This is a genomic window from Nostoc sp. MS1 (assembly GCF_019976755.1).
In the GTDB taxonomy this organism is placed as follows: Bacteria; Cyanobacteriota; Cyanobacteriia; order Cyanobacteriales; family Nostocaceae; genus Trichormus.
In genome coordinates this window covers 6,214,771-6,234,516 of sequence record NZ_AP023441.1, presented here as the reverse complement: position 1 = coordinate 6,234,516, position 19,746 = coordinate 6,214,771, and the positions used below count along the sequence as shown (strand labels likewise).

Annotated in this window: 17 protein-coding genes and 1 pseudogene; 9 read left to right on the top strand and 9 right to left on the bottom strand. The window is 38.8% G+C overall.

Features of this window, described 5'->3' with window-relative positions:
* The first annotated feature begins 541 nt into the window (after positions 1–541).
* Positions 542–865 (top strand): YkvA family protein, encoded by a 324-nt coding sequence (locus tag NSMS1_RS26930; protein ID WP_224087702.1) that lies wholly within the window; start codon positions 542–544, stop codon positions 863–865.
* Between the two features lie 124 nt (positions 866–989).
* Positions 990–2,714, top strand: a complete 1,725-nt coding sequence (locus NSMS1_RS26925; RefSeq protein WP_224087701.1) for an ABC transporter ATP-binding protein — start codon at positions 990–992, stop codon at positions 2,712–2,714.
* 220 nt (positions 2,715–2,934) lie between these two features.
* Here NSMS1_RS26925 and NSMS1_RS26920 read toward each other — a convergent pair.
* The 3 genes and pseudogenes from NSMS1_RS26920 to NSMS1_RS26910 form a co-directional block, all read right to left on the bottom strand.
* Positions 2,935–3,201 (bottom strand): annotated as a pseudogene (locus tag NSMS1_RS26920) (NACHT C-terminal helical domain 2-containing protein); the annotation flags it as partial.
* 61 nt (positions 3,202–3,262) lie between these two features.
* Positions 3,263–4,765, bottom strand: coding sequence for an IS5 family transposase (locus tag NSMS1_RS26915; protein ID WP_224085439.1), 1,503 nt, complete (start codon positions 4,763–4,765; stop codon positions 3,263–3,265).
* Positions 4,766–4,874: 109 nt separating this feature from the next.
* Entirely contained in the window at positions 4,875–6,761 is a 1,887-nt protein-coding gene (locus NSMS1_RS26910) for an NACHT domain-containing protein (protein WP_224087699.1), read from the bottom strand.
* A 693-nt stretch (positions 6,762–7,454) separates the two neighbouring features.
* Between NSMS1_RS26910 and NSMS1_RS26905 the strand changes: the two genes are divergently transcribed.
* Complete coding sequence (locus NSMS1_RS26905) at positions 7,455–7,850, top strand: hypothetical protein (RefSeq protein WP_224087698.1); 396 nt, start codon at positions 7,455–7,457, stop codon at positions 7,848–7,850.
* Between the two features lie 302 nt (positions 7,851–8,152).
* On the opposite strand, the gene NSMS1_RS26900 is transcribed toward NSMS1_RS26905, so the two are convergent.
* Together NSMS1_RS26900 and NSMS1_RS26895 are read right to left on the bottom strand one after the other, a co-directional pair.
* Positions 8,153–8,773 (bottom strand): Uma2 family endonuclease, encoded by a 621-nt coding sequence (locus NSMS1_RS26900; RefSeq protein WP_224087697.1) that lies wholly within the window; start codon positions 8,771–8,773, stop codon positions 8,153–8,155.
* A gap of 56 nt (positions 8,774–8,829) precedes the next feature.
* Complete coding sequence (locus tag NSMS1_RS26895; protein ID WP_224095365.1) at positions 8,830–9,552, bottom strand: peptidylprolyl isomerase; 723 nt, start codon at positions 9,550–9,552, stop codon at positions 8,830–8,832.
* Between the two features lie 300 nt (positions 9,553–9,852).
* On the opposite strand from NSMS1_RS26895, the gene NSMS1_RS26890 reads away from it, so the two are divergent.
* Positions 9,853–10,854, top strand: a complete 1,002-nt coding sequence (locus NSMS1_RS26890; protein WP_224087696.1) for a tetratricopeptide repeat protein — start codon at positions 9,853–9,855, stop codon at positions 10,852–10,854.
* Between the two features lie 148 nt (positions 10,855–11,002).
* Here the strand turns inward: NSMS1_RS26890 and NSMS1_RS26885 are convergent, their stop codons facing one another.
* A complete protein-coding gene (locus tag NSMS1_RS26885) occupies positions 11,003–11,377 on the bottom strand; it encodes a c-type cytochrome (protein WP_224087695.1) in 375 nt (124 codons plus the stop codon).
* A gap of 205 nt (positions 11,378–11,582) precedes the next feature.
* On the opposite strand from NSMS1_RS26885, the gene petG reads away from it, so the two are divergent.
* Complete coding sequence (gene petG, locus NSMS1_RS26880; protein WP_067775600.1) at positions 11,583–11,696, top strand: cytochrome b6-f complex subunit V; 114 nt, start codon at positions 11,583–11,585, stop codon at positions 11,694–11,696.
* A gap of 106 nt (positions 11,697–11,802) precedes the next feature.
* Here petG and rsmD read toward each other — a convergent pair whose 3' ends face one another.
* Both rsmD and hisH read right to left on the bottom strand, forming a co-directional pair.
* The gene (gene rsmD / locus NSMS1_RS26875; RefSeq protein ID WP_224087694.1) at positions 11,803–12,354 is read right to left on the bottom strand and encodes a 16S rRNA (guanine(966)-N(2))-methyltransferase RsmD; all 552 of its coding nucleotides are present in this window, start codon (positions 12,352–12,354) and stop codon (positions 11,803–11,805) included.
* Positions 12,355–12,424: 70 nt separating this feature from the next.
* Positions 12,425–13,060, bottom strand: coding sequence for an imidazole glycerol phosphate synthase subunit HisH (gene hisH, locus NSMS1_RS26870; RefSeq protein ID WP_224087693.1), 636 nt, complete (start codon positions 13,058–13,060; stop codon positions 12,425–12,427).
* A 58-nt stretch (positions 13,061–13,118) separates the two neighbouring features.
* Between hisH and NSMS1_RS26865 the strand changes: the two genes are divergently transcribed.
* From NSMS1_RS26865 to NSMS1_RS26850, 4 genes are all read left to right on the top strand, one after another.
* Positions 13,119–13,631: a peptidase C15 gene (locus tag NSMS1_RS26865; RefSeq protein WP_224087692.1), complete on the top strand. Its 513-nt coding sequence runs from the start codon at positions 13,119–13,121 to the stop codon at positions 13,629–13,631.
* 134 nt (positions 13,632–13,765) lie between these two features.
* Positions 13,766–15,130 carry a DUF3370 domain-containing protein gene (locus NSMS1_RS26860; RefSeq protein WP_224087691.1) on the top strand — a complete coding sequence of 455 codons (1,365 nt, stop codon included), beginning with the start codon at positions 13,766–13,768 and terminating at the stop codon, positions 15,128–15,130.
* 278 nt (positions 15,131–15,408) lie between these two features.
* Positions 15,409–16,463, top strand: a protein-coding gene (locus NSMS1_RS26855; RefSeq protein ID WP_224085966.1) for an IS630 family transposase whose coding sequence is annotated in 2 segments (ribosomal slippage) — positions 15,409–15,801 and positions 15,804–16,463 — 1,053 coding nt in all. Because the reading frame shifts where the segments join, the coding sequence is not laid out codon by codon here.
* A gap of 679 nt (positions 16,464–17,142) precedes the next feature.
* Positions 17,143–18,594, top strand: a complete 1,452-nt coding sequence (locus NSMS1_RS26850) for a glycoside hydrolase 100 family protein (protein ID WP_224095364.1) — start codon at positions 17,143–17,145, stop codon at positions 18,592–18,594.
* A 135-nt stretch (positions 18,595–18,729) separates the two neighbouring features.
* Here NSMS1_RS26850 and NSMS1_RS26845 read toward each other — a convergent pair whose 3' ends face one another.
* The gene (locus NSMS1_RS26845) at positions 18,730–19,524 is read right to left on the bottom strand and encodes a class I SAM-dependent methyltransferase (protein ID WP_224087690.1); all 795 of its coding nucleotides are present in this window, start codon (positions 19,522–19,524) and stop codon (positions 18,730–18,732) included.
* Between the last annotated feature and the right edge of the window lie 222 nt (positions 19,525–19,746).

The window sequence follows — 19,746 nt, the reverse complement described above, 5'->3', positions numbered from 1 at the left end:
ATCGGGCAGTGCCTTTAAAGTAATTTAATATCATATGGGTTGATTATGAGTAAAAGTCTGAGATATTTACCTTCTGTAGTTGGCTAATAATTTAAGCTTATATTGAGGTTGTGTGGCTTACTGAGCAAGTATCTCTATTGTTTTTCAACCGCAGAATATTATAAACAAGATTTATTTTAATCAATATTATAACATTAAGTATAGCTTCAATTTTTATGCGAATAATTCTGAATATTGACAAATCTATATTTAATAATAAAACTATTTACGATATTTGCTCAAACATAAGTTATATGTATTTATAAATAAACTTCAAATCTTTATACACCCATAATAAATATATCTATTGGTTAAAAGTAAAAAAATTGAATATATCAATAGACTGACAGAATTATATTAAATTCAATATATATTGAAGTGTGATTAGGGTTAATTTCGTCCTAAGTCTCAGTGGTGTCTACCAGACTTACTCGGACGGTTATTTCTACCGGAATTTTCTAAGGTAATTTGCCAGAATCATAGGTAAATAGAGGGTTAGAATATGAATTTTTCCATTCAATCACTGTATAACTGGTATCGTAACTTGTTGCGTAATCCCAAATATCGGATATGGGTAATTTTGGCAACGTTACTTTATGTTGTCAGCCCAATTGATATTGCTCCAGATTTTATTCCTTTTGTGGGTGAGATTGATGACTTTTTAGTGTTGTCAATTTTAGTGACTGAAGTATCTGGGCTGGTACTTGAAGGTTGGAAAGCACGCAAGGGCGAATCTAATACCGATACCGCAACTACAAATACCACAGCAGAGTCTACTACTGCGAGTGAAAAAACAGTTGATGTTGATGCTGTGTCTGTCAAGTAGTTTTTTGTTAGGAGTCAGTTGTCAGTAGTCAGTAGTCCTAGAAAATGGGTATTGTTAATGGACTGAAACTACACAAAAGCTGGTAGCGTCTAACAAAGGAATATATTTTTGTGGATGTGACAGCTTGAAAACTCGTTCTAATTACTGGCAACTGCTGCCCTATATTAGACCCCAGTGGCAGAATATCACTAAGGGACTTGTCGGCATTTTGGGATATGTACTGGCGACATTAACCTTAATTAACTTTGCGGGTAAGTTAGCAAATCCTTTTGGACAAGGTAATGTAGTTGCGATCGCTCAGTTAGCTGCAATCTTAGGTTTAGTGTTTCTTGTGCGGGGCGTTTTTCAATCTGTGCAAGATATTTTTATGTCTAAAGCAGCTTTACGGGTGGCTTTTCATCTCCGCAAGCAAGTTTATACCCATCTGCAAAAGTTAGACTTAAGCTACTTTGAAACAGCCAAAGCAGGTGATTTATCATACCGCCTCACAGAAGATATTGACCGCATTGGCGAAGTAGTTAATAAGTTATTTCATGATTTTATTCCCTGTGTGTTGCAGTTGGTAGCCATCCCAATTTACATGATTTACCTCAACTGGCAACTCACATTAGCAACGGTGGTTGTTGCCCCATTGATGGGGATTTTAATTGGTTGGTTTGGGGAAAGGTTACGTAAATATTCCCTGAGAAGCCAAAATCGTGTTTCTGATTTATCGGCAATTCTCACAGAAGTTTTCAGTGGGATTCGTTTAATTCGGGCATTTGCGGCAGAAAAGTACGAAGTTACCAGATTTAGCCGGGAAGCAGAACGGAGTTTTCAAGCCAAATACTCAACCGAACGTCTCAAGGCAATACAAATCCCGATTGTGGGATTTTTGGAAGCGTTGAGTGCATTATCTTTGCTGATGGTGGGAGCGTGGCAAATTCAGCAAAACAATTTAACTGTAGGTGAATTTTTTAGTTATTTAGCCGCAGCCGGGTTATTAATTGATCCCATCGGTCATGTAACGAACAATTACAATGAATTTAAGCAAGGGGAAGCTTCTGTTGACCGAATTTTTGAGTTAATGGTGATGCAGCCTACGGTTGTGGAAAAACCGAATGCAGTTAGCTTACCTGCGGTTAAGGGAAAAGTTGAATATCGGGGCGTGACATTTGCTTATAAAGCAGGGGAAGCCGTCTTAAAAGATATTAGTTTATTAGCATTTCCAGGGGAAGCGATCGCCCTTGTTGGTGCTTCAGGTGCGGGTAAAACCACCTTTGTCAATCTCCTCCCCCGTTTTTATGACCCCTCAACCGGAGAAATCTTGATTGACGACATGGATATCCGCGATGTCAGGCTAGAAAGTCTGCGACAACAAATTGGCATTGTTCCCCAAGAAACAGTGATGTTTTCCGGTACAGTTGCTCAAAATATCGCCTTTGGGAAGGAAGTATTTGATTTAGAAGCAGTCGTGGCGGCGGCGAAAATTGCTAACGCCCATCAATTTATTACCCAACTGCCAGAGGGTTACGATACTTGGGTAGGTGAACGGGGTGTAAATTTATCTGGTGGACAACGCCAAAGAATTGCGATCGCCCGTGCGGTGTTGCTGAACCCGCAAATTTTGATACTAGATGAGGCGACATCAGCCTTAGATTCTGAGTCTGAGGCGTTGGTACAGGAAGCTTTAGAAAGATTGATGGTGAATCGCACAGTATTTATTATTGCTCACCGTTTAAGTACCGTGAGGAGGTGCGATCGGATTCTAGTTTTAGAACGAGGGCAAATAGTTGAATCAGGTACTCATGAGGAACTGTTAGCCTTAGAGAATCGTTATGCTAGGTTTTATGCCCAACAGTTTTCTTAGAGGATGTTTGGAAAGTCATGATTGATGTATCAAAGATTTTTTTACCCCACCCTAACCCTCCCCTTGCAAAGGGGAGGGAACTGAATTTCTAGTTTCTCCCCTTGCCAAGGGGGGATTAAGGGGGGTGAAAATGTAGTTAAAATCACAGCTAATCCCTTTTCAAACAACCTCTTAGGTCATTAAGATTTTGATGTCAGCAATAATACTTTTCAAACAACGTTTAAATATCCTGAACTAACAACATCCGCGCTTCAATTGTTTCCCAGGTTTGGGGAGACACCCGCACGGCTGCTTCTTTGCATTTGATGATGAGATTATTTGCGTAAAGATAATTTGCTAATGCCTGTTGTTCTTCAGAAGATAAGTTGATTATGTCTGGAGTAAGGTTAAACGCATCAAGTAAAGTTTGTTGCAGGTGTTGAGCAAACACAACTTTTACTTGCTTTGGCTGTTGTTCATCAGGAATTTGAGTTGTTAGTGCTTTAAGTTGTGTACTTAGGGCTTGCTGAAAAAGTCATTTCAAAGGAAGAGAAAAATTGATTAAGTAGTCAGTCCAGAAAAAAGATAAGTTTTTGTTGTTTAAGGTTTAATGAAATATCAGTTTCGATAATAGAAGAAGTAAAAAAAGACTCAGTTTTGAAAAATAGGCAAAAAAATACACAAAAAAGCCGTAATAGCAGAGTAGAAAGATTCATAACTAAAAAAGTTATGGCAATAGCGGTGAAAGAAGTATGAGGAAGTTTAGCCATAACTCTACCAAGGCTAAATCTTCGTTTACCTTGTCCAAACTTGCCCTCAATACAATTACGAATCCTTTCGTCATAAGCGGCTTGTTTCTTCTTTTCAGGGCTGACATTTTGGGGGGGTCTACCTAGTGGTGGGCCACTAATTCTAATTCCCCTTTCTTGACACCAAGCTCGATTCTCCCTCGTCCGATAAATCTTATCAACATGAACTGATTCAGGATAATATCCGGTGTAGTTTTTGTATGCTTCTACTTGTGATTTTAAGTCTCCTGATTCGTTAAAGTTGTCCCAACTAATATGGTCTAAAAATACATAGCCATCATAGTAACTAGCTGAAAACTTAGCCCCAAACTCTACTGTTCTCCCGGCTTTACCTCGGATAATCGGACGAATGTGTGGTTGGTTTAAACTGACAATGCGGTCTTGTATACTAATTTTTTGATTTTCATATAACCATAACTGTTGACGATAAACTTCTGCTACTACTAGCAACATCTTATATTGACTGTTGCTCAGTTTTAATAGTGACGCACCTAAATTTATTAGCTGCTGAATATGAGTTAAATTTCTGTTGATATATTGCAGTTGCTTTCTGATAGCTTTCCTTCTTTCTTTAACTGTTGGTTTTCTTTTCTTGGCTACTGCTAAATAATCCTTTCTTGCTTTGTTTCTGTAGGTTCTTGGTTTGTTGATATTTCTTACTAATAAGGACTTATATAATGTATCTATGATTGTTTCTGTTTGCTTTCTGGCTTGATTTAATAATCCTAAATCTGTCGGATAACTTATGTCTGCTGGCGCACAACTAGCATCTAATATTAATTTTCCTCTATTGGCTGGCTTACTTTTTGAATCCTCGACCTCTGGCTTTTTTGCTCTTACTTCTACCTCCTGTTTATTTTCTAACATCTTCCTGACTATTTCTTGATTGATTTTATTGACTAATTCTATATCTATCCTTTCTCTAAAATGAACTAGCATTGACGGGTCAAATGCAGATTCATTACTATATGCTGACATTCCTATAAAGTATTGCAGATACGGGTTCTCCCGAATTTGTTCTACTGTCTCTCTGTCACTTATTCCTAATTTTTCTTTAATTATTAATGCTCCCAACGCCATTCTAAATGTTTTGGCTGGCGCTCCCATTCTTGCTGAAAATATTTCTGCGTACTCTGCTTCAAATTTTGACCAAGGTATCATGTTCGCCATGATTACCCATCGGTTATCTGACGCTAGTTTTCCCCCAAAGGGTAGTTCAAAGTTTTCTGCTGCTTTTTCTTGCTTTTGCGCTCTTCGATACATTTTAACGCAACTTGCTACAAGGATTTTTACTTATCTTACCCTTTTTCTTTTCACCTTATTTTTCTTTCCTGACCCTGAAACTCTTCATTCTGCTATCTTTCGCCCTTATTCAGCCAGCCCTACTTAGTAACGTAAGATTAATGTTATTAAAAATTTTTAGTTGTTCAATTTCATCAGTGTAATTAATAGCATTGCTAATTGCGTTGGCGATGGCGTTAGCGTTAGCGTTGGCGTTGGCGTTGGTGTAGACGATGGCAATGGTGTTGGCGATGGTATAGGCGTTGACGATGGCGTTGGCGATGACTTTGGCGATAACGTTGGTGTTGACGATGGCGTTGGCGATAACAATGGCGATGGCGTTAGCGAGGGCGATGGCGTTAGCGAGGGCGATCGCAATTGCTACTGCACGTTTACCAACTGGCTTATAATCTCCTGGTGAACCAGCCGTCATTTGTTCTGCCCAGTTTAATAAATCTCGTAATTTGACTGAGTTAATATATTTCTGCGCTTCCTTTTCCATCAACAACAGCAAATCATCTGCACCACCACGCATTAAACCAGCGACGAGTAAAAACACTTCTGACCAGCGTTTGTCTGTTAGGTGTTGAGTTACTAATTTTTCAACTAGGCGATGGTCATCAATATATTGTGCTGTTAAATATTCTTGTAGTGTTAGGTGAGAAAAAGAAAAGATATCTTCTGCCCGTTCTACTAAAATTCCCTGCTGCACAGCAATAGTATTCAGCACTTTTTCACCATCTAAATGTTGCGGTGCATTCAAATTACTTGCCAGAAAAGTTTTGATTTGCTGAACAATATCACGCTGGGGAAAGAACAGCTTGTCAGACTCAAAACCTGTATAAGCAATCTCTGCTAATAATATTTCTTCTAATTCTGTGTGCAGCCCTTGATATATTTCATCTTGTAAAATTCGCTTCTCTGATGCCCATTCTTGTAGCAATATCCGCAAGGCATTTTTATAAAGCACACTGCGATTAGCTGGAAAATTTTGGGAACGGTCGTATACTAAACACAAAAATGTTAGCAATAAAGGTGTGTGTGCTAACTCTTTAGCAGCAGAGTTTTCTGATTTTTGTAGTAATTCCCAGCATTTATCGCCTGTCTTGGCTTGCTTATCTGCTTCTGATTGAAACCAGTTTAAAATAAATTGCTGGATCTGATCATCATCAAAATCTGCCATAATCACATCGCTAAAACGAGGAAAGCCACTACGATGAGCAGCAGTACGGCAGGAAGCAATAAAGCGATTGCGATCGTACTTATCTACAAAGTCTTTTATTCTGTCAATCGCTTCAATTAAATTTTTACTTGGTACTTCATCCAACCCATCTAATAAAATTAGTAATTTACCTGATTCTAAAGCTTTAGCTGTAAAATCATCAGGTGATGGAAATCCACAGATTTTAAATTCATCTGTAACAAGTTTTTCAATATCAATATCACTAGATGTAAATCTTTTTAACTCAATAAATACAGGAATACAGTTGTGTTCAAATCTTCCTCTTTTTCCTTTTAGTGCTTCCAACCCCATCTTTCGCAAAAATGTAGACTTGCCAGCACCGGGGCCACCAAGTACCATTAAATATTGCTTTTCGTTAGCGACTTTAATACCTACTTGCTTAGGCGCATCCTTAGATGTAAACCTACGGTTTTTAGCTTCTCGATAAAACTTTTCTAAGTTCTCGATAGATTCAAAACTTTGAATTGCATCATCATTTAAAAACTGCACTGCTGTATAGACAGATTCCAAAGTTACAGGTTGACGCATTCCCAATACTTTAAGAATCCCATGTCGTTCTTGATATTTCTCCTCATATCTTCTAGCAGCAGCATCAACTTCACTCTTAATTTCTCTTTCTTGGAGGCTTTTTCCAGCCTTGCTGATAATTTGACTACCACCTGTCAAAAGCGACTGAATCAAAGGAGCAGCTACACCACTAACAACAGAAATTGCCCAAGGTTCTAGTCCGGTCATGGGAATTAAAATAAAACTATGTATAGTTGAGCTTTAAATTTGATTTTATATTTTCTACCAACGTATAAATTTATTGGTGTGTTACTCTACGCGATCGCAAACTCTATAGATAGTATAAGGGTGTAGCTTTAAGCGATCGCCTGAGTAGAATTACCTGACATTAGCACAACTACATTATCTATAGAGCAATTCAAAATATTTTTGACCAATGCCTTAATTTTACTTATTAATAGTACGTTATTCATAGAGAAACTCATAACATTTATAAAAAATGCCTTGACGTTACTTATTAATATTGCGCTTTTTATAGAGAAAATCACGACATTTGTAAAAAACGTCTTGAGGTTACTTATTAATATCACGATATTAGTTACTATCCTTGTTAAGGTATTAGCCTAACGCACCACTAAATAATACGGTGCGTTAGGCGCTTAAGTTATTATTTTCGTGAAACATCATATTCAACCCAGCGCCTAACACACCCTACAGTAATTTTATTTTTACTGCCTCTTGTTTCCTGCCACATTAAAGCAATTATAAAGACAACTATCTGTTAAGCCCAAATTCAGCATAATTACTGGATTTTCGGAGAAATCTTATTAGAAAAAACATAATTAACTGCGAATATTTCTGAACCAAAATTAAGCTTTTTTAAGACAAGCTAACAGTGTAACAATCTACAGGGTTAAAGTTATGCCTCGTCAAAAGCGCTCATCTCGCATTTTAGAAAAAGCTCAGTTAAGATTGTCTGGACTTAAAGCTATTGATCCAAATATAGATTTTGGCAATGCTAACAACTTAAAAAATTTTACACAACAAATTGAACAGTTACGTATTAAAATAAATGATTATAACACTGCTATATCTGTAATTGATGCTTCCAAGACTGATATTGAACAACTAGAAAGAAGCTTGAGTGCTTTATGTGAAACAATGCTGCTGGGAGTAGCAGTAAAATATGGCAAAGATAGCAGCGAGTATGAAATGGCGGGTGGTGTTCGTAAGAGCGATCGCATTCGCAAAAGCAGCGTTACTCGCTTAAAATCTTTTGCAGAAGCAACCCCTAACAAAAATTTGCAGACTAGATAAATAAGATACGGCGTTGTATATGGCGTTTCCCATTCTGGTGAGATACAAAATCACCCCACCCGCGCTGTCGCGCACCCTCCCCTTGGCAAGGGGAGGGTTGGGGTGGGGTGTATTTCATTTGCTTGGGAATTGCTATAAATGCAATATGACTTTGATGATTTTGTAAAATCATCTTTGATTTAGCAACGCCGATTAAAGAATTTCCAAATCAAACAACATCCCATCCCGGTTATCCGTAGTTAATTTTATTCAAATTTATTGGCACATTTTAGTTTTGACACACCACTACCTTAATTTTATTTTTACATCAAAAAATTCCTTAACCATCTAATTGCTTCACTTGTGGTTTGTTCACTGGCGATTTGAAAACATTGCTGTACAATTCCTGCAATATTAGAAAAATATTTACTTTCTCCCAGCACATAAGTTTCGGACTGTAACCGATAAATCAACAATTGTTTATTTCTTAGTAGCCAAACCTCTGGCACTTTATACGGAAGATAATCATTAATATCGGTATAGCTAGTAATATCTATTTCAATTGCTAAATCGGGAGGAGGGTCATTTACCCAATCGATACGACTTTTACCTTTGACTTGCTGCCAATCTTCAATATAAAAGCAATAGTCTGGTTCAATGCCGCTATACTCCGGTAAGCTCATTGTAATAGGGGTAAAAGAGTCGTATTTCTGACCTAAACTGTCCAGTAAGACCTTAGCGATGTCCGCCAGTAAGCTTGCATCCCTTCCATGTTCTGGTAGTGGGGACATCAACCAAATTTCTCCAGGTCGGTATTTAATGCGGGGAATAGTGCGATCGCCCAACAGCAAAACCATCCTCTGATAGTCTTCCCAGTTCCCCAAAAGCTTGACAATAGTACCCGCAGGCAGTTCGATTCTTTCAAGTGTAATTACAGTATTCATGAATCATACCAACTGGAGCAAGGTTCATTTCCTCCACTTTAAACCAATGACTATGACTATTGACTAATAACAACCTGCTTTTGCTGTTCCTGCATCCAACCTTCAAACATCTCATTTAACAGCCTTGCTTTCATTGGTTCATCTAACTGGGCGGGAATAAATTTCTCCACACGCACAATCACAAACCACTCAGCAATACGAGTAGGTGGGGAAATTTGCCCTGGTTGACAGCTAGATAGTAACTGTACCATCGCCGGATGTAGTGAACTCTGTTCAACAGGGCCGACTAAACCACCAGTTTGGGCTTCTGGGCCTTGGGAGTATTTTTGCGCTACCTCTGCAAAAGACTGTTCCTTTGCTTGCAGGCGGAAGTACAATTCTTGCGCTAAACCTGGGTCTTGAGTCCGCAGTAGGGAATAAATTACTCTATCTAGTTTTGCTTTCAACTGAAAAAAATAAGAATCCAGTTTCGGCCCCCAAGTAGCTTGCTTGTATTTTTCTAGCTTGATCCTCCGAGCAATAATGTTGTCTAATTGTTCGATGGTCAAACCTTGTTGCGCTAACCATGCTTGAATGTCGGTTACTTGGTTTAGCTGTTTTTCAGCGTAAAACCTCTGTTTAGCTTGAGCTAATTCCTCAGATTGACATTCAACTAATGCGATCGCCTCATCAATAATTAATTCCCGTAATAATTGTGGCAGTAGTTGATAATTAGCCAGCAAGGGAATCAATTCACTGGCTTGAATAGTGCGATCGCCGATTTGCAGCACGTCAGTCATTACCTGTTTAGTTTGGCGCTCTGGAGTGATAGATGCTGAGTTAGTATCCTGCATAGCAGTAACATTCTTTATAGCTTTAAAATTTTAATAGCAAGAATACGCAATTTATGTAAAGTTTTCTCTAAAATTATACGTATTTATTTGGCACTAATACATTTGTATCTAGCTAGAATACATAGCCAGTCTACTGTTGTGGCAAATCAAATGCTGTCCAAGTTAAATTAGTTTAATCAAGGCTAAATAACAGATGTAAATCCAGAACTGGACTACCTTAAGAACAATCTTCTACACTTTGACAGTATGAAATTCACCTCGTTTTTTTATACATTGCCTGCTTTGTTATTGCTAGGTTACTCAATACCGCTAGTAGTCGCACAAATACCAGATTCCCAGCTTTCTCCTGATTGCCAAATGCCCAGGCCAGCAACTCTTAATTCCGTAAACGACTTCTTGGCTATGGGACACTTTCAACAAGATTGTCTAAAGGATGTATCGGCTGCTGTGTCTACTTTTACCCAGGCAATTAAACTCAACCCCTACGCTGAAGAACCATACTATCATCGTGCAAATGCTTATGCTGCAATGGAAAATTATCAAGCAGCAGTGGCAGACTATAGCAAAGTAATTCAGAAAAATACAGGTAGATTGGGTCTTACTAGTGCTGCATATTGGAACAGGGCTAGGGCTTATGAAAAGTTGGGTGAAAAAACCAAAGCAATTTCTGATTTAACTCAATTAATTGGCAATAATCGTGGACCTAATGCTGATGAATACGTTTTTAGAGCAAATCTTTACAAGGATGTGGGAAATAAACAAAGTGCGATCGCTGATTATAAAGTAGCCGAAAAACTCTTGCAGCAATACGTAGATGGAGTTTTCGATACTGGTTACATGGATGACAGATACCAGCAGATGTTAGACAAGACTAGAAAAGAGCTATCAAGTATGGGCGTAGCCGTTACCATACCTAAAGTTACAACAGGTAGTATTTTACGTACAATAGCGACTACAGAAGTTGAACGGGCATTAAATTTAGCTAGGTTTATACCTTCATCTCCAAACATTCAATATTTTGATACTCAACTGGAGGATTTATATCAGCAACTTGCAACCACACAACCGCAAGTAGATAAAAGTGTAGTAAAAAATTTAATATCAAATGCAGCGTATGAAAAAATGGATAGTTTAAAAACAGAGCGATCTCAGCTTTTAGCAAAATATACTCCTTACCATCCGAACATAAAACTTATTGACATTCAAACAACTGAATTAGAATCATTAATTCGTCGTAATAAATTTTAATCTTTGTGGGCTAGGCATTCTGCCCAAAAGGGCGAACAAGATACTCATCCCACAACATCAGCATATATAGCTGTAGCCAAACGTAAAGAACCCTGGTTTTTTCAAGAAACCAGGGTTCTAGGTTTGTGCGTATCTCAACTCTACTGGCTTATAAAGTCTCTAAAAAGCTTAAAAGGTCTGCCATTTCCTTGGTGTTGGGTTGAAATTTGGGCATTGGGGGGGTTTCCCCACTAATGACTTGATGAATGAGTCCATACCTGGACTTACGCTTAGACACAGCTTGCAAGCTGGGGCCTACTCGACCATCTGCTTCTAAACCGTGACAGCCAGCACAATTGATTTGAAAGATAGCGTGTCCCTGAATTGGATCTCCTTTCATGGCAAGAACACTCTTAACATAAGGGTCAGAGGCTTTCACCAACTGAACACCAAAAAAGCCCAAAGGGACTGCTAGCAGTATCACTAGCGCCACTAAAGCGATACGCTGAATCGGAATTTCAGGTTTAGTAATCTGGTTATCCAAAAGGTGTGCTGTAAAGTCTAGGTTTACTTAAATTTTAATTTACTACACATAGCTTAAAAGTTCTTGATGATGTCTGCAAGCATAAACTACAGTTTTTTATCTGGAAACTTTGCTTAAAAATCCTGTGGGAAGCGGCATTCATCCGCAATTTGGTAAAATTGAAGGCGGGAAATAATTAATGAATAATCGTAACAGGAGATTTCCAGTGATTGAACCACTACTTTCAGGCATTGTTCTTGGTCTAATACCTGTCACCCTGGCTGGACTATTTTACGCCGCTTATAAGCAATACAAGCGCCCCAATGAGTTGGGTGGTTGATGAGTGAGGGATGGGGGGGATGAGGGAGATGAGGGAGATGAGGGAGACAAGGTAGATAGAAATTCTTCCCCTACTTCCCCTACTTCCCTATCTCCCCCCACTCCCCCTACTCCGTTTTCTCGGTTCTATAAAAAGTCAGCGCCGTGTTACCGTAGACTTTTTGACGGCAAATTTCCCAGGTAGGAATTACTATATCTACCCAGCCTTGGGGGTTGTGTTCGATCGCAATTTCCCCGTTTGGCTCTAATAATTGATAATCAGCGATCGCTTCTAATACTGGCTGATATAATCCACTAGCATAGGGCGGGTCAAAATATATCTTGTCAAATTGCTGCCCTGATAAATTTTTTAACTGCACAACAACATCACCACGCAATACTCGCCATTTTTGTTCGTTGTGGGCGATGCGCTGCCAATTTTCTTGAATTACTGCACAGGCTCGGCTTGATTTCTCAATTCCTACCACCAAGCTAGCGCCCCGACTCAATGCTTCTGCACCCATTGAACCATTACCGGCACACAAATCTAGCCAGCGACAGCCTTCTATTTCTCCTTGCCAAATATTAAACACAGCTTCCCTAACCCGCGAAGTTGTGGGTCGGGTTTCTTGCCCTGGTAAAGTTTTAATTTGGCGATTCCCGTAAATTCTAAGAGTCATTAGTCATTGGTCATTGGTCATTAGTTATTAGTCTACTGACAAGTGACAACTGACAATTGACAACTAATAATTACGCAGCAATTTTTTCCCGTACTTGAGAGACAAAATTAGACAGAATTTGCAGCCCAATATTTGAAGATTTTTCTGGGTGAAATTGTACTGCCATCAGGTTTTCTTGCGCAATGGCGGCTGTAACCGTTTGCGTACCGTGGGTAACAGTTGCAGCACGGACTTGAGGCTCACTAGGGTCAACATAGTAGGAATGGACAAAATATACCCAAGGTTGGGGCGGCAAATGCTCCCATAAAATACTTTTTGGTTGGGTTAATTCGAGTTGATTCCATCCCATGTGAGGAATTGTAATTCCTGGTTCAGAGACAAACCGCTTCACTTTTCCTTTGATAATTCCTAGTCCTGGTTGACTACCTTCCGCACTCGATTCAAAAAGAATTTGCAGCCCTAAACAGATGCCTAAGAAGGGTTTGCCAGATGCGATTGTATCCTTAATTGGTTGTTCTAAATCACGCGATCGCAAACTCTGCACTGCCGGGTCAAAGGCTCCCACTCCTGGCAATATCACTGCATCGGCCTTAATTAATTCCTTATGAGAATGAGTAATTATAGGAGTCGCCCCTGCATTTTCTAATCCCTTGCAAACCGAATGCAAATTTCCCATCTCGTAATCGATTACCGCAATAACTGGCATTGACCTTCTCCTTGTAAATTATTTATGGAGGGTTTTTCTATTCTAAATAATATTTTCCATGAAGAAAAGAATACTATTAACTTCTTTTGCAACTTGGCTCGAAGATCAAAAGTCAAATTCCTCTGATGATTTATTATTTGAAGTCAGCAAACTTGAATCACTCCCTGATAATTTACAATTCTTGCGCTTATTACCCGTTGATATCGGGCTTGCCAGTACAAAAGTAATGGCAAAAATAGAGGAATACCAAGCAGATTACATTGTTTGTTGTGGCATGGCAGCTAGCCGTAAAAAATTGAGTGTAGAAATAGGTGCAAGCTGTGGAGAAACTTTTTTACAGACCTCTATTGATTTAAAAAAATTACTAACAGGAGCAAGAGCAACTGATATTAGTGACGACTGCGGTAAATTTGTCTGTGAAGGTTTATATTATTCCGTACTCGACTACTTAGGACAAAAGCAACTATCAAGTCAATGTGTTTTTGTTCATGTCCCCATGCTGAATCAAGATAACTTGATGGAAATCCTCACTGATTTCGTATTAATTATTAACAATTTGGCACTTTTGTAAAATATTTTGCGTCGAAACGAGGCGAAGGGGTGGAGGAGTTGACAGTTGACAATTGACAATTGACAGTTTTTTCTCCCCTGCTTCCTCATCTCCCCCTACTCCCTACTCCCCACTCCCCACTCCCTATTTCATATATGCTTCCATTGTTACTAAGCTTCCTAGTTGCTCAATCAACTCCTACTGCACCACCACCCGAAGAAGTAGTACAACCGCAAGAAGTCCGGGCTTTACCGGGACAGTTAGATTCAATACCCACATTTAATAGCAATAGTCCAGAATTAGTTTTAAAAGAAGGAATTTTACTTTCTACTTTTCCCCCAACAGGTAAAAAAGTTCCCTCAGCACATTTGAATTACCCTTTTAAGGGGAGATTTGATGTGTTTGCTCACCACATTGCTAGGGCGGAACCAACAGATAATTTACGCTCACTATATATAGGTATACTTTTAAATAACCCTACATCCCGACCAGTAACGGTAAATGTTTTGCAAGGGGCTAGTTATTTAAGTCAACCGGATGCACCGTTTATTGAGTTGCCATCTTTTGTAGAGAATAATTTAGGCAACGTGTTCTCTGGGCCTGGCGATCGCGTTATGTCTGATATCTTAAGAGGACAACGACAAAATATTTTCCCGGCGCAAATTGTCATTCCCCCCGGCGAAAGTCGGATGCTGTTGAATCAACCTATACCAGTACGTGGATTGACACCTCCTTTAAATGGGCGTTCAACTTTGGCGCGGCTGCGGAGTGATGGTACAGTCTATGCAGCTAGTTTAGCTATGTTTGCCCGTACCAACCCTGATGGTAGCGAACGTGCGCCGACTTTGGAGGAGTGGGAAAATTTACTAGATAATAGTGATGTGTCTGGGCCAAGGGATAAAACACCTACGCCTCTGGAAGAAACTGGTAAACCGAGAATATATGGTCGTGTGGCTGGGGTGGCGCGTGGTTCCTATTGGCGCTCATTTGTTGTAGATAGCCCCAAAGCCAGGAATTTAACTATTCCCCAGCCGGGACAAGCTTATTCTTATGCTCTCAGCACCTTACATGGTGGTACTTTAGGAACTGGTCAAATTCAGAGTGCGCCTATGTTGGTGCGTTATCCTGATACGGCTTATCGCGCTCATGGTAATTACGCGATTCAATATAGTTTAAAGTTGCCTTTGTACAACAATACACCCAACCCCCAAACTGTGAGTGTATCTGTGCAGACTCCTATTAAGGAAAACGGGTTAACACAACAAGGACTGCGCTTTTTCACTACACCAGCGCGTCAAGTCTTCTTCCGAGGAACTGTACGCATTCGTTACAGGGATGACCAAGGACAGCAACAAACTCGCTTTGTGCATTTAGTCCAAAGGCGGGGTCAACCAGGGGAAGCATTAGCAACATTAAATATGAAAACAGGCGATCGCCGTTTGGTTGAGGTAGACTTTCTTTATCCACCCGATGCTTCACCACCACAAGTATTAACGATAGCAACTAAGGGTCAATCCTAACTTAATCATCAGTAGACTGTTGACAGTTAACAGTTAACTGTCAACCTCAACATTAGAACAAGCACAATAGTATATCTATTTAATTGCCAAGTATCTGTAACAAACACTATGAATTAGCAGATATTGGCAAATATACCTCAAATTATTGCCCTATTTTACGTAGTATCACCCTTATTTGAATTTACTTATTGAGTTTATGCTAAGTAGAACAAGGTGAAAAAACCAAAGTGTGTAAAGATAAGTAAATACATAAATGTGTCTACCAAGGTAACAGGGATATGGGCAGCCGTTTAAGGGTATTTCTGACTCCTAAGCAAGATAAAATTTTGTTCAACCTGAGAACGGCAGATGTACCCCAGAAAGTGAAAGACCGAGCCGAAGTGATCAGATTAAGCGCACATGGTTGGTACGTAGAGAAGATAGCAGATCACTTTGACTGGACTGCCCAAACAGTAAGAGAAGTTTTGCATAGATGGGAAAAACAAGGTCTAGAAGGACTGTGGGAGAAAGCAGGGCGGGGAGGAAAATCAAGGTGGGCAGAAGCTGACATGGCGTTCTTAGAAAAATGCTTGGAGCAAGAACCACGTACATATAATAGTGTTCAATTAGCCCAAAAATTAGAGCAAGAACGCTCCGTGAAATTGAGTCCTGACTGGTTAAGGCAGGTACTCAAAAAAAGGGGGTCATTTGGAAGCGAACTAGAAAAAGCCACAAAGGAAAGCAAGACAAAGTATTGCAGCAAATCAAACAGGCAGACTTAGAGATGTTGGAATTATCTGCTGCTGCTGGAGAAATCGATTTAAAGTATATGGATGAATCAGGGTTTTGTGCCTGGAGTGAACCCAGTTACAGTTACTACTTCCGAGGTCAGCAAAAACGCCTGGAGCAGAGTAAGCGTCGGGGTCGAAGGTTAAGTATTATTGGGTTTCTTCAACCCCTAATTAGTTTTGTGTACGGTCTAGTGATTGGTGGCGTTTCACGCAAATCCTATATTCAAATGATGGAGCTTGAAGCACTTGAAGCCCAAAAAGCAGGTCGTATCAGAGTCATCGTTCAGGACAACGGCCCGATACATCGGTGCAAAGAAGTTCAGCAATTATGGACAAAGTGGGAAGAGATGGGTTTGTACATCTTCTTTTTACCTAAATATTGCTCAGAGATGAATCCAATTGAATTGGAGTGGCAACACCTGAAAAAAAATGAACTAGCTTCTCAAAGTTTTGAGGATGAATTAGACCTTGCCTATGCTGTCATTGATGGAGTTCAAAATAGAGGAGAAAAGGGAAACTACAGTACGCAACGTGTAAAATTTAACTCTTATTCTTCTGCTTAATTCTTTGTTACATACTTATAAATTTTCTCCACGACTTACTTAGGTTTTAAATATTACTAGTTAATATAATTTTATTTTGGATTAATTTACGGCTGAATATGTTACTGTGCTTAGGTTACGGATGATTGGGCTTTTAAATAACAGCATTTAATCTTTGGCTAGTGTACAATATATAATCCTTCAGAAGTATTGACTTTTAGTGAATTGTAAATATTCATATTGCATATTTTCACAAAAAGTTATAAATTATTAATTTGAAGGGGAAAATTATTCTTTCAATCTAAATCCTAATTAAGGATACTTAGGAGTTGCCGAGACTTCATATAACCCTTAAATAGACACATGGATATATTTTTATTTGGTAAAGCTGAGTTCCAGAAATCAAACCGGAACAACGGATAAGTTAAAAATATATCTTTCAACTACTGTTTCTAGTAATCATTTGTTAACTTGGGGTAATTAATTACAGTTATAGCTGTAACTTATCAAAGTAATAAGTGATTACCAACAAATTAATTGTGCATTCAGCATTATAAGAAACAACAGCTTAAAAATTTTCTAGTAGGCTGTTATCTCAATTGATGTAGGCTGTTTAGAACATTATTTTTGCTAACTTGCAAAGATAATGCAACCAAGCGCATCTACCAAAAATTTACAACCCATTGGAGTTAATCTGGCGATGCAGAAGCTAAACGAATTACTAGCAAATGAAACTATAGAAGAAGCCGCATGGAAAGCGCTAGAAAAATCAATCTTATATTATAAGGGTCGTCCGGTTGGGACAGTTGCAGCTTTTGATGTTTCTGTAGAAGCGTTGAATTATGACCAGTGTTTTGTTAGAGATTTCGTCTCATCAGCCCTTATTTTCTTAATTAAAGGTAGAACAGATATTGTTCGGAACTTTTTAGAAGAAACTTTAAAATTACAACCGAAAGATAGGCAATTAGATGCTTATAAACCTGGACGGGGATTAATTCCCGCTAGTTTTAAAGTAGTAACAGATAATGGTGAAGAATATTTAGAAGCGGATTTTGGCGAACATGCGATCGCACGAGTTACACCAGTTGATTCTTGTCTGTGGTGGATTATTTTATTACGTGCCTATGTAGTCGCAACCAAAGATTTTTCCTTAGCCTATCAGCCGGAATTTCAAAAAGGTATTCGGCTAATTATGGAAATATGTTTGGCAAATCGCTTTGATATGTATCCCACATTATTGGTTCCAGATGGCGCTTGTATGATTGACCGCCGTTTAGGAATTTATGGTCATCCATTGGAACTACAAGTTTTATTTTATGCGGCTTTACGTGCAGCCCGTGAAATGTTAATTTGCCAAGGGAATCAAGATGTTGTGGAAGCAATTGATAACCGCCTACCACTTTTATGCGCTCATATTCGCCAACATTATTGGATAGATATTAATCGCTTAAATGCAATTTACCGCTTTAAGAGTGAAGAATACGGTAAAACAGCAGTCAATCTTTTTAATATATATGTAGACTCAATTCCCTATTATGAATTAGATAAATGGTTGCCGAAAAAAGGCGGTTATATGGCGGGGAATGTAGGGCCTTCGCAGTTAGATACCCGTTTCTTTGCGCTAGGTAATTTAATGGCGATTATTTCCGACTTAGCCACAGAAGAACAATCCCAAGCCATTATGACTCTTATCGAAGATAGATGGGAAGACTTGGTAGGAGACATGCCCATGAAAATCTGCTACCCAGCTTTGGAACATGAAGAATATAGAATTGTCACTGGGTGTGACCCTAAAAATATTCCTTGGTCTTATCATAATGCGGGTAGCTGGCCTGTTTTAATGTGGATGTTAGCCGCAGCATCAGTAAAAGCTGGTAAACCATATTTAGCGGGTAAAGCCTTGGAAATCGCCCAAGGAAGGCTTTTAGAGGATGAGTGGCCAGAATACTACGATGGTAAGAAAGGGCGACTAATTGGTAAACAAGCGAGAAAATATCAAACCTGGACAATTGCTGGTTTCTTATTAGCTAGTGAATTAATGAAAGATGCTTCTCATTTATCATTAGTTACTTTTGATAAGCTACCGTCAGAGTTAGTTTCTAGAGCTTGTGAGTTTGAAATTAGCAGTGTAGATGCTTCTGTGTCTTTGTAAGAGTTTTCTGAAATTAGTTAATTTTTAATTTCTCTCCCCTTGCGCTTGTAAGGGGTTTTTGTTGCGCTTCAAAATAATGGAATTTATATTTATTTTCTGGAAGTCCCCAATGCTGTGAAAATTCGATTTAGCTGCTTATTTTTTACGAGCAACAACGTAGTAAATTAATTCTTCATGCCATACACCCTGCTCAGTTTCGAGTGCTGCGATTTCATCATCATAGCTGACTTTAATCAGACTAATTATTTGAGGGTCTAATTTCCGTAACGGATTATCTATATGGAGCCAGAATTGACCATTCCATCTGCTTTGAGCTTTTTCTAAGCTCAAATAATTTCCCATCTGTCGAGGATGAATTTCAATTTGGCTAAATTTGGTTTGTGTTAATAGATGTTGAATCCGCTCTGGTGTTCCTAATGGTTTGTGTATATTTGGGAGGGTAATCCCATGTTTTGCACAGGCTTCTACAATTGACAATGCTAAATATGAATTTTCAGACGAGCAGGTAAATGCAATAAATCCACCGGGTTTGAGGAAATGATACCAATTTTCGAGAATCTTAGGAATGTTGGGAAAAAGTACGATTGCATAAGAACAATAGATCGCGTCGAATTTATTTGATTCAGGCTGATATGCTTCGACATCGATTTCAATTAGCTCAACATTAGATAAGTTTTCGGCTCGAATTTTCTGTTGAGCAAGCTTGAGTAGTTCGGTTGCAATATCAATTCCAATCACATAACCACTTGCGCCAACTTTTTGAGCGGCTTTGATAGCAACGTTTCCTGTTCCTGTGGCTACATCTAAAACCCATTGCCCAGGAGATGGAGTTGCATAGTCAAAAAGTGCGACCGCGCGGTTGACGGTGACATCATTATCATAATTAGTTCTAGCATTGTAATAATTGCTGACTTCCTGTTTGTATGTCATAAATAACAAGAATTATAAATATTTTTTCTATGATTATGAGTATAAAATTAATAGTATCTTTAAACAATAAATAATTATTAAAAATAGTAATAATTGCTGAAATTGAGGAATAGGGTCTAAACTCAAACCTTATTTGGAGAACAAGCTGGCATTTTGTCTGAGAGAGTATTATAAATCTCAGGTTTGTTATCTGAATCGATAGCTTAGTGGTGCGACAAAGCT

Bases quoted from the DNA above. Each gene is read 5' to 3' on its own strand.
- NSMS1_RS26930 (WP_224087702.1), top strand. From the start codon at position 542: ATGAATTTTTCCATTCAATCACTGTATAACTGGTATCGTAACTTGTTG.
- NSMS1_RS26915 (WP_224085439.1), bottom strand. From the start codon at position 4,765: ATGTATCGAAGAGCGCAAAAGCAAGAAAAAGCAGCAGAAAACTTTGAA.
- NSMS1_RS26910 (WP_224087699.1), bottom strand. From the start codon at position 6,761: ATGACCGGACTAGAACCTTGGGCAATTTCTGTTGTTAGTGGTGTAGCT.
- NSMS1_RS26905 (WP_224087698.1), top strand. From the start codon at position 7,455: ATGCCTCGTCAAAAGCGCTCATCTCGCATTTTAGAAAAAGCTCAGTTA.
- NSMS1_RS26900 (WP_224087697.1), bottom strand. From the start codon at position 8,773: ATGAATACTGTAATTACACTTGAAAGAATCGAACTGCCTGCGGGTACT.
- NSMS1_RS26895 (WP_224095365.1), bottom strand. From the start codon at position 9,552: ATGACTGACGTGCTGCAAATCGGCGATCGCACTATTCAAGCCAGTGAA.
- NSMS1_RS26890 (WP_224087696.1), top strand. From the start codon at position 9,853: ATGAAATTCACCTCGTTTTTTTATACATTGCCTGCTTTGTTATTGCTA.
- rsmD (WP_224087694.1), bottom strand. From the start codon at position 12,354: ATGACTCTTAGAATTTACGGGAATCGCCAAATTAAAACTTTACCAGGG.
- hisH (WP_224087693.1), bottom strand. From the start codon at position 13,060: ATGCCAGTTATTGCGGTAATCGATTACGAGATGGGAAATTTGCATTCG.
- NSMS1_RS26865 (WP_224087692.1), top strand. From the start codon at position 13,119: ATGAAGAAAAGAATACTATTAACTTCTTTTGCAACTTGGCTCGAAGAT.
- NSMS1_RS26860 (WP_224087691.1), top strand. From the start codon at position 13,766: ATGCTTCCATTGTTACTAAGCTTCCTAGTTGCTCAATCAACTCCTACT.
- NSMS1_RS26850 (WP_224095364.1), top strand. From the start codon at position 17,143: ATGCAGAAGCTAAACGAATTACTAGCAAATGAAACTATAGAAGAAGCC.
- NSMS1_RS26845 (WP_224087690.1), bottom strand. From the start codon at position 19,524: ATGACATACAAACAGGAAGTCAGCAATTATTACAATGCTAGAACTAAT.